The organism is Streptomyces yunnanensis (assembly GCF_029011865.1).
In the GTDB taxonomy this organism is placed as follows: Bacteria; Actinomycetota; Actinomycetes; order Streptomycetales; family Streptomycetaceae; genus Streptomyces; species Streptomyces yunnanensis.
This window is the reverse complement of sequence record NZ_CP095749.1, coordinates 877,360-888,961: the sequence shown is the minus strand read 5'-3', so window position 1 is coordinate 888,961 and position 11,602 is coordinate 877,360. Positions and strand designations below refer to the sequence as shown.

The 11,602-nt window shown below is 71.5% G+C and carries 11 protein-coding genes; 5 read left to right on the top strand and 6 right to left on the bottom strand.

From position 1 onward, the window contains the following. Nucleotides 1-47: 47 nt before the first annotated feature. Nucleotides 48-458 (bottom strand): hypothetical protein, encoded by a 411-nt coding sequence (locus MOV08_RS03560; protein ID WP_039629446.1) that lies wholly within the window; start codon nucleotides 456-458, stop codon nucleotides 48-50. A gap of 154 nt (nucleotides 459-612) precedes the next feature. On the opposite strand from MOV08_RS03560, the gene MOV08_RS03555 reads away from it, so the two are divergent. Continuing rightward, the gene (locus MOV08_RS03555; RefSeq protein WP_275306178.1) at nucleotides 613-1,587 is read left to right on the top strand and encodes an ALF repeat-containing protein; all 975 of its coding nucleotides are present in this window, start codon (nucleotides 613-615) and stop codon (nucleotides 1,585-1,587) included. Between the two features lie 69 nt (nucleotides 1,588-1,656). On the opposite strand, the gene MOV08_RS03550 is transcribed toward MOV08_RS03555, so the two are convergent. The 3 genes from MOV08_RS03550 to MOV08_RS03540 all read right to left on the bottom strand — a co-directional run bounded on the left by MOV08_RS03550 (nucleotide 1,657) and on the right by MOV08_RS03540 (nucleotide 6,617). Continuing rightward, the gene (locus MOV08_RS03550) at nucleotides 1,657-3,879 is read right to left on the bottom strand and encodes a HelD family protein (protein WP_275311688.1); all 2,223 of its coding nucleotides are present in this window, start codon (nucleotides 3,877-3,879) and stop codon (nucleotides 1,657-1,659) included. Between the two features lie 259 nt (nucleotides 3,880-4,138). Beyond that, nucleotides 4,139-6,130, bottom strand: coding sequence for an elongation factor G (locus MOV08_RS03545; RefSeq protein ID WP_275306177.1), 1,992 nt, complete (start codon nucleotides 6,128-6,130; stop codon nucleotides 4,139-4,141). Between the two features lie 217 nt (nucleotides 6,131-6,347). Continuing rightward, a complete protein-coding gene (locus MOV08_RS03540) occupies nucleotides 6,348-6,617 on the bottom strand; it encodes a GlsB/YeaQ/YmgE family stress response membrane protein (RefSeq protein ID WP_039629439.1) in 270 nt (89 codons plus the stop codon). Between the two features lie 182 nt (nucleotides 6,618-6,799). Between MOV08_RS03540 and MOV08_RS03535 the strand changes: the two genes are divergently transcribed. Beyond that, nucleotides 6,800-7,237 (top strand): MarR family winged helix-turn-helix transcriptional regulator, encoded by a 438-nt coding sequence (locus tag MOV08_RS03535; protein ID WP_039629436.1) that lies wholly within the window; start codon nucleotides 6,800-6,802, stop codon nucleotides 7,235-7,237. Nucleotides 7,238-7,271: 34 nt separating this feature from the next. Here the strand turns inward: MOV08_RS03535 and MOV08_RS03530 are convergent, their stop codons facing one another. Continuing rightward, a complete protein-coding gene (locus tag MOV08_RS03530) occupies nucleotides 7,272-7,871 on the bottom strand; it encodes a TetR/AcrR family transcriptional regulator (RefSeq protein ID WP_039629434.1) in 600 nt (199 codons plus the stop codon). A 109-nt stretch (nucleotides 7,872-7,980) separates the two neighbouring features. Between MOV08_RS03530 and MOV08_RS03525 the strand changes: the two genes are divergently transcribed. The 3 genes from MOV08_RS03525 to MOV08_RS03515 all read left to right on the top strand — a co-directional run bounded on the left by MOV08_RS03525 (nucleotide 7,981) and on the right by MOV08_RS03515 (nucleotide 10,278). Next, on the top strand, nucleotides 7,981-8,910 hold the full coding sequence (locus MOV08_RS03525; RefSeq protein WP_275306176.1) for an NAD(P)-dependent oxidoreductase: 930 nt from the start codon (nucleotides 7,981-7,983) through the stop codon (nucleotides 8,908-8,910). A gap of 224 nt (nucleotides 8,911-9,134) precedes the next feature. Continuing rightward, nucleotides 9,135-9,797: a VC0807 family protein gene (locus MOV08_RS03520; protein WP_275306175.1), complete on the top strand. Its 663-nt coding sequence runs from the start codon at nucleotides 9,135-9,137 to the stop codon at nucleotides 9,795-9,797. Nucleotides 9,798-9,933: 136 nt separating this feature from the next. Then, nucleotides 9,934-10,278, top strand: a complete 345-nt coding sequence (locus MOV08_RS03515; protein ID WP_275306173.1) for a hypothetical protein — start codon at nucleotides 9,934-9,936, stop codon at nucleotides 10,276-10,278. Nucleotides 10,279-10,434: 156 nt separating this feature from the next. On the opposite strand, the gene MOV08_RS03510 is transcribed toward MOV08_RS03515, so the two are convergent. Beyond that, nucleotides 10,435-10,998, bottom strand: coding sequence for a glycoside hydrolase family 25 protein (locus MOV08_RS03510; RefSeq protein WP_275306171.1), 564 nt, complete (start codon nucleotides 10,996-10,998; stop codon nucleotides 10,435-10,437). Nucleotides 10,999-11,602: the final 604 nt, after the last annotated feature.

The window sequence follows — 11,602 nt, the reverse complement described above, 5'->3', positions numbered from 1 at the left end:
CCAACTCCCCGCCCTCGGCGACTCAACGCGGGCCGCCGGGCGGCGCCTCAGTGGACCGTGACGGTGATCGGGCGGGAAGTCGAGCGGGTCTTGGGGTGCTGGTCCTGGGCGGAGCGGCCTTCGAAGAGGGCCGCGCGCAGCTGGAGATGGCCGCGTTGCTTCACGCGCAGGGTGACGTTGACTGCGCCTCCGGCGTGCCGCGCGGGCTTGGAGCACGCGGCGTTGTGCCAGGCGGTGGCCGACCAGCGCTGCTGTACGCAGACCTTGTTGAACGTGGCGTTGTCGTCGCTGGCCTTGGCGGCGGCGCGGACGAGACCGCCCAGGCCGACCGAGCGGGGGCCGGCGGTGAAGGAGAGCGAGGACTTGGCCGAAGCCGGCCCCGCGGTGACCCCCAGCGAGGTGACTGCGACGGCGCCGATGAGCGCGCAGTGGAGGGTGCGGCGGTGGTGAGGGGTCATCCTTGTCTCCTCCATGGCCTGTCCGAATGTGAGGGCGTCCGGGGCGGGTCGACTGCCGCACCGCGGGAACACCCGGCTGATCACATCACCTTACGTCTGCTTTACCCTGTCGATGACAGTTTTTGGGTAGTTCTTAGTGAAGTAGGTGTACTGCGTGAAGTTGGCCCGCGTTTCGGCCGTGGTCGCCGCTGCGGCGATAGCCCCGGCCGTGCTGTTCTCCTCGCCGGCGATGGCCGCCGACCGTGGCGCGTCACCGGCCAACTCGGCCCCGGACGCCTCGCCGGAGACGAAGCCGGCGGAGTCGGCGGGGGAGGGCGATGCGGCCGCCGCCGAGCGGGACCGGATGGCGATCCTGCGGATGCTCGCGGACAAGAACATCGGCAAGGGGCTGGAGCGGGAGGCCCAGCGGGCGCTCGACGGCGGCCCGGAGGCCATGCGGCACTTCCTCGACGTCGGCCAGTACGCGGCCCGCGACGAGGACAACCGCTTCGCCATCCTGAAGATCCTCGCGGACAAGGGCATCGGCCGAGGCGTCGACGAAGCGGCACAGCAGGCGTTGAACGGCACCCCCGAAGACCGCGTGCGCTTCCTGGAGTCCGGTTGGCGCGCGGCCCGGGACGACGACGACCGCGTACATGTCGCGCAGCTCCTCAGCTCCGGTGGCCCCGAGGTGAGGGCGGCGGCCAACAAGGCGCTGGACGGCACGATGGCGGACATCCGCCGCTTCCTCGACGTCGGCCAGTACGAGGCCCGCGCCAAGGACGAGGCGAACGCCGAGGCCGAGGCCAAGCGCAAGGCCGAGGAGGAAGCGGCCAAGAAGAAGCCGACCCCCACCACCGGTGACGGTGGCGAGGACGGCCAGCGGGGCGACGGGACGGCCACCACCGCCGAACCCGCCAAGCCCGGCAGCGGCACCGGCGGCTCCGGCGGCGAGCGCACCGGCGGCGTCCGGCCCGCGGTCGCGTCCCCGCTCGGCACCGGCTCCGCCCCCTCGGCCGGCGATCGCCAACTGGCCGCCACCGGAGTCGGCCCGGCCACCCCGTGGGCGCTCGGCGGCTCGGCGCTCGCCCTCACCGCCGGCGCCGGGCTGGTCGTCGCCGCCCGCCGCCGCACCTCCGCAGGTCACTGACACACCGTCGGGCCCTCGTCGTGCCACCCGTACGACGAGGGCCCGCGCGGCTGTCCGCGCGGCTGCCGGTCAGTCCGCCAGCGCGGTCAGCCCGCGCGGCAGCGTCTGCGTGTGGAGCACGCCCAGCCGCTGGGTCGCCCGGGTGAGCGCGACATAGAGATCGCTCGTCCCGAACTCCGCCGGCTCCACGACCAGAACGGAGTCGAACTCCAGCCCCTTGGCCTGGCGCGGGTGCAGGATCACCACCGGGCGGGTCAGGTCGGGCGTGGGGCCGACGGAGGCCGTCGGCAGGGCGGCCGCCAGGGCGGCGCAGTGCTCGCGCGGGGCGATCACGGCGAGACGGCCCTGGCCGTCGCCCGCCGTCTCGCGGGCCACCGCCTCCGCGACGGCCCGCGGCAGGTCGTCGGTGCGCCGGGCCCACGGGGGGACGCCGGTGGAGCGGATCGACTTCGGCGGTACGAAGGACGCGTCGACCATCCGCGGGATCTCCGCCGCGGCCTCCATGATCTCGGTCGGCGTACGGTAGTTGACGCCGAGCCGGACGTGTTCCCAACGGTCCTCGACGTACGGCGCGAGGATGGTCTCCCAGGCACCGCAGCCACCCGGTTCGGAGGTCTGCGCGGGATCGCCGACCAGCGTCATGGAACGGGTCGGGCAGCGCCGCATCAGCAGTCGCCACAGCATCGGCGAGAGCTCCTGCGCCTCGTCGACGATGATGTGGCCGAAGGCCCAGGTGCGGTCCGCCGCGGCGCGTTCGGCGGCGGTGCGGTGGTCGGCCTCCTCCTGGCGGTCGGCGAGCCGGTCCGCGTCGATCAGGTCGTGTGCGGCCAGCACTTCCGAATCCTCGTCCTCCCGGTCCTCGAACTCCTGGGTGCGCGAACCGTAGGAGAGGTCCAGCACGCCCTGCGCGTAGGTGATGAGTTCCTGGCGTTCGGCCTCGGCGGCGGCCCGGGCGGCCGAGTCGTCCTCGCCGAGGAGTTCGGCCGCCTCGTCCAGCAGCGCGACGTCCGCCGGGGTCCAGTCGCCGCCGGTACGGCGGATCGCCGCCGCGTCGGCGTCCGGCAGGTGCACCGGCTCGGAGAGGAAGTCGGCGACCAGCTGCCGCGGGGTGAGCGACGGCCACAGTTCCTCGATGGCGCGGTGCACCTCGCCGCTGGTGGCGATGGCCTTGCCCAGCTGGGCGATGTCGTCCGGGCCGAGGAGGTTGGGGCCGCCGTAGGGGTCGGCGCCGATCCGCTCGGTGAGTTGGGCGGTGAGCGCGTCGATCACATGGAAGGCGAAGTGCGGGCGCGCCAGGTTGTGCGGCAGCAGGGTGGCCCGGGCCTGCCGGCGGGCCTCGTCCGCGATCGCCGCGTCCAGGCGCAGCTCGCCGTCCTCGTGGTCGATGACGAGCTCGGGGTCGGGGAGCAGCTGCTGGTCGGCCACGAAGCGCGCGAGGGCGTCGGCCATCGTCGCGCTGCCCTTGACCTCGGCGGCGCGCGGCGTGTCGGTGCCGGTCGCGGTCACCCCGGGGAACAGCTCGCCGGGCGTCGCCAGCAGTACGCCGGTCTCGCCGAGCGAGGGCAGGACCTGCCCGATGTAGCCGAGGAACGCGGGGTTGGGCCCGACGATCAGCACTGCGCGGCGGGCGAGTTGCTCGCGGTGCGCGTACAGCAGATACGCGGCCCGGTGCAGGGCCACGACGGTCTTGCCGGTGCCCGGACCACCCTCCACGACGAGGACGCCGTGGTGCGGGGCGCGGATGATGCGGTCCTGGTCGGCCTGGATGGTCTGGACGATGTCGTGCATCCGCCCGGTGCGCGCAGCGTCCAGCGACGCCAGCAGGATGGCGTCCGCGTCGGCCCCTTCGTGGCCGTTGCGTTCGGAGTCGGTGAGGTCCAGGATCTCGTCGTGCAGTGCGGTCACCCGGCGGCCCTTGGTGGTCAGATGGCGCCGGCGCCGCAGTCCCATCGGGGTGTGCCCGGTGGCGAGGTAGAAGGGGCGGGCGACGTCGGCCCGCCAGTCGATGACCAGCGGAGTGCGGTCGGCGTCGTCGCGCCGGATGCCGATCCGGCCGATGTGGTGGTCGCGGCCGTCCCCGAACGCCAGGCGGCCGAAGCACAGTCCGTGTTCCCCGGCCTCGAAACCGGCCAGCAGCTCGGCCTGTTCGGCGACCATCACATCCCGTTCCAGGCGTGCCTGGAAGGTTCCCCCGGCCTGCGGAAGGGCCTGTTCCATGGTCGTGCGTGCCCCGGATCGCAGGGTGTCGAGGCGCTCGTGCAGCAGGCCGATGAATTCCTGCTCCTTACGCAATTCCTCGTTTGACAATTCAGCTCCGCTCGAATATGCTGTGCAGCAGTGAGATTCTTTGGGTTGACTTCTTCGCAATATTCAAACGCTCAATATACGCGGAGAAATGCCCCGGTTGTCAAACCCCGTTCGCATCACGATGCGCCGGGGTTTTTTCATTTCCCGGATCCTGCCCGGCCACCGGTCGGAGCCGGCGGACGGACAGGTATTCCCGCCGTTGGACAGCGTTGGACAGCGTTGGACATTGCCCCGCGGCCGTCGATCAGCGCCCCGGTGTCTCGGCGGCCGAGCCGCTGATCGGCCGGTCTCCGCTGGGCCGGGACCACCACAGGGCCTCGCCGCGGGTCAGCCCCGGCAGCCGATGCTCCGCCGACCGCACCCGACTGGCCGGGATCACGCCCTTGACCAGCCACGAAGTCGTTCCGCCCGCGGTCTCCTCCAGGTCCGCCCCCAGGGCGGCGAGACATGAGGTGACGGCCGGCAGCGCGTCGAGCGGGATGTCCACGTCGAAGGCGTGGCAGGGCTCGTAGAGCTGGGTCCCGGCCCGCTCCAGGGCCTGCCCGAGCACCAGCGGGGTCAGGCTCCGGAAGTCGCCGGCGGTGCTGACCGGGCCCACGAAGCCCGAGCGGGTCAGGGTCACGGTGCAGTCGGTGACCGCCCAGCCGCGCGGACCGCTGCGGAGGGCGGAGTGCACGGTCTCCTCGATGGCGGTGTGGAAGGCGTGGGGGAGGGCGCCCAGTTCGGTTTCGTATCGGAAGGCGACCCCGGAGTTCCGTCGCGCGGGCTCGACGCGCAGCCCGACGGTGGCCCAGAAGCCGCTCGGACTCGGCGCCCGCCGCCCGAGCGACTGGTGCGCCTCGCCGACGCCCACCGGCCGCTCCAGGTAGACCGTCCGGCTGGCGGCGAAGACCGCCTCGATGCCGAAGTCGTCGGCGAGGGTCGCCGCGAGGATCTCCTTCTGGATCTCGCCGTACAGCAGGACCGAGGTGCTGCCCTCGGGGCCGGGAGCGGCATGGATGAGCGGATCCTGTTCGGCGAGGTGCCGCAGCGCCGCGTGCAGGCGGGCCGCGGCGCCCGGTACCTGGTCCCGGGGACGGACGAGCGTCCGCAGGGTGGGCGCGGGGAAGTGCGGCGGGCGCGGGCCGTCGTCCCGGCCGGCGGGGTCGGTCAGCCGGTCACCCACCCGGACCTCCGTGAGCCCACTGACCTTCCCGATGGTCCCGGGCGTCAACTGCCGGATGCCCGGGCCGCCGGCGAGCCCCGCGCTGCCGTTGCCGGGCCGGCCGACGACCTGGAGCGCGGTGATCTGGCCGGGGTACGTCAGGCGGCTGCCGTCCGGGCCGTTCCGGTGTAGGGCCACCCGTTGGCGCGCGGCCAGCGTTCCGGAGAACAGCCGCAGATAGGCGGTCTTCTTCCCGGAGGGTTCGCGCTCGACGGCGAAGACCGTGCCCCGTGGGCGCGCCGCGCCGGCCGGGTCCGTGCTGCGGCCGACGGGCGCCGGCCGGAGCAGGCCGGTGATCCCGTCGATGAGCGCTCCGATGCCTTCGCCGCTGCGCGCCGAGCCGAAGTGGACGGGGTGTGTCCGGCCCTGTCGGGTCTGCGCGGCGAGTGCCGCGTGCAGCTCGTCGGGGGAGGGGAAGGGGCCGTCCACGACGCGGGCGAGCAGCGCGTCGTCGAGTTCGGCGAGCGCTTCGGCGACCCGGGTGCGGAATTCCGGCTCGTCGTCGAGGGCGTGCGGGAGCGCGCGGGCGGACGGCGTGCCGAGTTCCCGCACCGACGTCATCGGGACGATGTGCGGGGCCAGCTTGCGCCGGATGTCGGCCAGCAGCGCCTCCCCGCGGGCGCCCGCCCGGTCGATCTTGTTGACGAAGAGCAGGGTCGGGAGCCGCATCTCGCGCAGCGTCCGCATCAGGACGCGGGTGTGTGCCTGGACCCCCTCGACGGCGGAGAGCACCAGCACGGCGCCGTCCAGGACGCCGAGGACGCGTTCCACCTCGGCGACGAAGTCGGAGTGCCCGGGGGTGTCGACCACGTTGACCTGCGTCGCGCCGACCGTGAAGGGGGCGACCGCGGAGCGCACGGTGATACCGCGCTGCCGCTCGATGGTGCCGGAGTCGGTCTGGGTGTCGCCGGCGTCGACGCTGCCGAGCCGGTCGATGGCGCCGGTGTCGAACAGCAGACGCTCGGTCAGGCTGGTCTTACCTGCGTCGACGTGCGCCAGGATGCCGATGTTCAGGGTGTGCTGGATGTGCATGGGTGCCGAAGTCCTCGAAATTCACCGTCCGGTAGGGGCGCTGGGGGTTTTCGAGGAATCGGCGCATGGCAGGCTCCCGCTCTGTTGATGATCGGCCGGATCCCAGGCTGCTGGCTTCCTGCAGACATCGGCAACTGATTTTTTCGATGCGCGGAAAGGGGCCGGCGGAAATGGCCGCCGGCCCCTCACCCGTCGATGCGCGCCCGATCGGGCGCGGTCAGTGCCCGCGGTTCCGCCCCAGGGTGAGGCGGTAGAGGAGCAGGACGATGACGGAACCGACGATGGCGGCGATCCACGTCGACAGGTGGAAGAAGCCGTTGATCGAGTGCACGCCGAAGATGACTTTGCCGAGCCAGCCGCCCAACAGGCCGCCCGCGATGCCGATCAGCATGGTGATCAGGCAGCCACCGGGATCCTTGCCGGGCATCAGGGCCTTTGCGATGGCACCGGCGAGCAGACCGATCAAGGCCCAGGCGATAATTCCCATGTCTGTGCACCCTCTCCGCAAGATCCTCCGATGGGTAAAGACTCGTTCCCGCACCGGGGTCTTTCACGCGGGCCTGCTGCGAACGTGTGACGGGGGCGTCCAGGTGCGGCGTCGGACAGGGGGACGGCGGCGGAGATCGACCTCGGTTGATTGCCTGGATTGGTCAACCTAGGCTTATCACCATGACTCGGAGTGCGGACGTCGACGACGTGGCCGGTGCGCTGTACGACAGCCTCGGCCTGCTGGCGCGTCGGCTGCGCCAGATGCAGGCACCGGGCGACCTCTCGTTGCCCGAGCGTGCCGCGTTGGCGCGATTGGACCGGGGCGGCCCGGCCACGGCGGCGGAGTTGGCGCGGGCCGAGCAGATCACGTCCCAGGCAATGGGGACCACGCTGGGTCTGTTGGAGGAGCGCGGCCTCGTCGAGCGCCGTCGCGATCCCCACGACGGCCGACGGATCATCCTGTCGTTGACCGAGGCCGGCGTCGAGATGCTGCGCCACAAGCGCGACGCCCGTGGCAGGCAGCTGGCGAAGGCCCTCGGCGAGCACTTCACGGACGCGGAACTGGCGACGCTCAAGGCGGCGGCGCCGCTGATCGAGCGGCTGGGCGACAGCCTCTGAAACCGGCGGCTGCCGGGCCTTCGCGCCCGGTCCGTCAGCCCGTCCCGCCCGCGGACTGAGCGGACCCCTCGTACGAGCGGACCAGGCGGGCCAGTTGGCGGCCCACCGTGCGCAGTGGCTCCTCGCTGCGGGTGACTTGCGCGGTGACCTCGGCGCCCTCCAGGGCGCTGATGACGGTGGTCGCCAGCTCCCGGGCGTCCTGCGCGCCGAAGCCGCCGCGCAGCAGCTTGTCCCGGACCAGCTCCTCCCAGTCGCGCAGTGCCGCCGCGCACGCCTGTTGGATCGGGGAGTCGGTCCCGAGCGTCTCCAGGGCCGCCGCGGTGACCGGGCAGCCGTCGATCCAGCCCGACTCGCGGAGTTCTTCGGCGAGTTGGCCGGCGCAGGAGTCCACCGCCGTCGCCGGATCGGCCTCGGCGTCCAGTGCCTTCCGCAGGAGTGCGGCGAACTCCCGGCTGCTGTGCTCGATCGCGGCGACCGCGACGGTTTCCTTGCCGCCGGGGAAGAAGTGGTAGACGGAGCCGAGGGTGGCCTTGGCCTCCTGGGCGATCTGTTTGATGCCTGTGCCGACGTAGCCCTGCCGCTGGAGGAGGCGGGCTGCGGTGATGACGATCCGGTCCCGGGTGCTGGTCTGCATGGTGCCACCGTACCGACTATTGAGTAGAGCGTTCGTTCTAGTGCTGTGGTACGTTCTCGGCATGCGCTAAATAGAGCGCTCGTTTTAGCGATGGATGGAAGGGTTTCCCATGGGCACCAACGCACACACCGGCACGGCCACCGAGACCGCGGGCACGCTCGCGGAGCAGCGGTCGGTCACCGTCATCGGGCTCGGTCCGATGGGCCGGGCCATGGCCGACGCCTACCTGGACCGCGGATACGAGGTCACCGTCTGGAACCGCACGGCCTCCCGCGCGGACGACCTGGTGGCCCGCGGCGCGACGCTCGCCCCCGACGTCGCCCGGGCACTGACCGCCAACGACCTGGTGATCCTCAGCCTCACGGACTACGAGGCGATGTACGCCGTACTGGAACCCGCCACCTCCGCGCTGGCCGGCCGGGTCCTGGTCAACCTCACTTCGGACACGCCGGACAAGGCCCGGGCCGCCGCCCGCTGGGCCGCCGACCACGGGGCCGTCCAACTCACCGGAGGCGTCACCGTCCCGCCGTCGGGCATCGGCCGGCCGGAGTCGTCCACCTTCTACAGCGGCCCGCGCGAGGTGTTCGACGCCCACCGGCCGGTGCTGGAAGTGGTGACCGGCAAGGCCGACTACCGGGGCGAGGACCCGGGACTCGCCGCGCTGTACTACCAGATGGGCATGGTCATGTTCTGGACGTCCATGCTCGGCTACTGGCAGGCCGTCGCCCTCGCCGACGCCAACGGCCTCGCCGCGTCCGACATCCTGGGACACGCCGTGGAGACCGCGAACTCCCTGCCGGGCTTCTTCACCTTCTACGCCGGGCGGATCGACGCCGGCGCGCACCAGGGCGACGTGGACCGCCTGGCCATGGGCCTGGCCAGCGTCGAACACGTCCTGCACACCAACGCCGACGCGGGCGTCGACACCGCACTGCCCGCCGCGGTCGTCGAAATCTTCCGGCGCGGCATCAAGGCCGGACACGGTGCCGACAGCTTCTCCAGCCTGTTGGAGCTGATGAAGAAGGGCGGTGAGAGCTGACCGGGGCGGACGCGACGGGGGCAGGGCCGACGGCTCTCCACCCGGCGGTGGAGCGGGCGGGTGGAGGAGCGGCCCGATGGGTCCGGCCCGGGGGCCGATGCTTCTCCACCCGCCCGGCTCCTAACGTCGGTGCAGGTCACCGTGGTGCCGGAGCGTCCGGCCCCGGACCGTTGGAGGCCGTCGTGGAAACCGTGGGAACGCGTGGTGCGCATCGGTGGCGCGCCGTGGCCGTACCGCTGACCGTCAACATCCTTTTGCCGCTGGTTTTGTACTACGTGTTGCGGGCGCAGGATGTCGCCGAATGGCAGGCCCTGTTGCTGAGCGGCGTGGTACCGGCCGCACACGCGCTGGGCACCGCGCTGGTGCGCCGGCGGATCGACCTCTTCGACCTCCTCGTGGTCGTGCTGCTGGCGGTGTCCGCGGGGCTGTCCGCGATCAGCGGCAGCCCGCGGGTGCTGCTGTTGAAGGACGCGGGCATCCCGGCCGCGCTGGGCCTGTGGATGCTGGGCACCCTGTTCGGGTCCCGTCCCTTCGCGTTCCACTTCGGGCGCCGGCTGCGCGGGTCGGCGGGGGAGGCGGATGTGGAGCGTGCCTGGCGCGAACTGCCGGAATTCCGGGGCGCGTTGCGCGGGCTGACGGCGCTGTGGGGCGGTGCGCAGTTGCTCGATGCCGCGCTGAGCACGGTGTGGGCGTGGGAACTGCCCGTGGACCTGGTGCCGGTGGTCGGCAGGATCCAGTCCTTCGCGATTCTCGGCGCGATGGTGGTGCTGACCGTGCGCCGCAGCCGCGCCTTCCGCGCCGACCACGGCACCCCGCTCTTCGGCCTGCGCACCCAGAACGCCGCGGACGCCCCGGCCCGGACGGTGGACGAGGCGCTGCGGACGTGACACGCGACGAGCCTCCGATGTCGGCTGTCGTTCAGCGGGGTGGGGCGGCGGGTCAGTTGACACGGTCGCCGTCACGGTGCGGCCGGTCCGTCGTTGGACCGGACGACAATTCGCCCCCTCCCCTCTGGAGACCCCGATGAACTCCGTTGTGCGTGACCGCCGTCATGGTCGTGGACGTGTGCCGGCGGCCGTGCTGCTCGCCGTCGGCGCGGTCCTGACGTCGACGGCCGCCGCCGGCGCGGCCGACCTCGGCATGATCACCTACACCACCCCGCACGGTAGGAGCGCCACCCTGAACCAACCCGAGCCCGGCCGTTGCTACACCGTCGCCGGTGCGGGCACCGCCTCCAACCTCTCGCTGGTCGGCAAGACCGCCCACTTCTACGCCCACCCGGGCTGCAAGGGCGTGCCGGTCGCCGACCTCGGTCGCGGCGAGCGGAAGAACCTGCGCTTCGCGTCCCTGCGCGTCGACGCCGACTGAGCCGCGGACGTGGCGATACGGGGGTCCGCCGGCGCGACTCGGGCGCGCCGGCGGCGGTTGCGGGCCGGATCCTTCCGGCGCGCTCAGTGCTCCCGCTGCGTGCGGGGCGCGAACCTCGTCCTGGGCCAGCAGACGCGCCAGGGCGTCGTCGCCGGGTCACGCGGGGATGGCGACGTGGCCGGACCAGGTGTGCAGTGCCGCCTTGTCCTCGAACCTGCCGATGCTGGTGTCGATGGGCCGGTCGGTGTGCTGGTGGAACAGCCACGCGCTGTGGATGTCCGGCTGGCCCGGCTTGTTGTTGTACTGGGCGATCCAGAGGCCGTCCCCGGCGAAGGACGTGGTGTCGCGGTGCAGCCAGAAGTCCCGGTTGCAGTACAGGAGCGTCTTGTGGCCGGGGGTGCGCTGCTGCACCTGCTTGAGCCAGCTGTCCTTCCATGAATTCGGGACGCGGGCGTCCTCCCAGTCGAGGATGAGAATGTCCCCCTCGATCAGATTGATTTTCGAGAGGAAGTAGTCGACCTGGGAGGTGACCGGCCCCGGCCGGGCGAAATGATAGAAGCCGGTCACCAGTCCGGCGTTTCGTGCGGTCTTGCGCTGGGCCACCCATTTGGGATTCGTGTAGGTGGTGCCTTCGGTGACTTTGATGAAGACGAAATCGCTGCCGGCCGTCGGGAACTTCTCCGACTGGGCTGACGACACGTCGATCCCTGTGACGGTCATGGTTGGCTCAATCCTTAATGCCTTGCGTATTTCTTCCCTAGGTCTTTGTGCCTTGGACTCTTCGTGCCTTGAATCCCGGATGTCGTGATGGTTGGCGTCGCAGCGCCCAGCGGGAGGGGCCGCCGAACGGCCTCTCGGAGCAGTGCCGTCGGTGCTGTCGCTGCCGGCAGCACGGGCAGCCTGGGCACCCCTCCGACCTTGCGCAGGGGTCGTTTTCATCGTCTCGCTGTGGGGTGGCTGCGGCATCTGGATCATCTCGGATCGTGCCGTGGCGGATCGCCCGCGACGGCTTTCGTCGCCGTGGGCCTCTGACCCGCCTGTGCGCGCAGGGTGTTTCGGCCTCTCGGGAAGCGGCCTGATGCTGGTTGACGTCGGAAATTATTGCCCGTTCCACTTCTTGGGCTGCTCGGGATGCTTGGGGTTCTTCGGGTGCCGTGGCATTGCGGATTCCGTGGCGGAGGGTGGGGACTTGCGCTGATGTGCGTTGCCGTGGAGCACTCGACAGCGGTCGGAGGTGCGGCGCAGGATGGAAGCAGGGAAGTCGGCGGCATATGACCCTCCTCATATGTCGCCGTGCCCCGATCGGAGCGTGTGGCTGGCCGTC

Bases quoted from the DNA above. Each gene is read 5' to 3' on its own strand.
- MOV08_RS03545 (WP_275306177.1), bottom strand. From the start codon at position 6,130: ATGCACATCCAGCACACCCTGAACATCGGCATCCTGGCGCACGTCGAC.
- MOV08_RS03515 (WP_275306173.1), top strand. From the start codon at position 9,934: ATGAACTCCGTTGTGCGTGACCGCCGTCATGGTCGTGGACGTGTGCCG.
- MOV08_RS03525 (WP_275306176.1), top strand. From the start codon at position 7,981: ATGGGCACCAACGCACACACCGGCACGGCCACCGAGACCGCGGGCACG.
- MOV08_RS03510 (WP_275306171.1), bottom strand. From the start codon at position 10,998: ATGACCGTCACAGGGATCGACGTGTCGTCAGCCCAGTCGGAGAAGTTC.
- MOV08_RS03530 (WP_039629434.1), bottom strand. From the start codon at position 7,871: ATGCAGACCAGCACCCGGGACCGGATCGTCATCACCGCAGCCCGCCTC.
- MOV08_RS03535 (WP_039629436.1), top strand. From the start codon at position 6,800: ATGACTCGGAGTGCGGACGTCGACGACGTGGCCGGTGCGCTGTACGAC.
- MOV08_RS03560 (WP_039629446.1), bottom strand. From the start codon at position 458: ATGACCCCTCACCACCGCCGCACCCTCCACTGCGCGCTCATCGGCGCC.
- MOV08_RS03540 (WP_039629439.1), bottom strand. From the start codon at position 6,617: ATGGGAATTATCGCCTGGGCCTTGATCGGTCTGCTCGCCGGTGCCATC.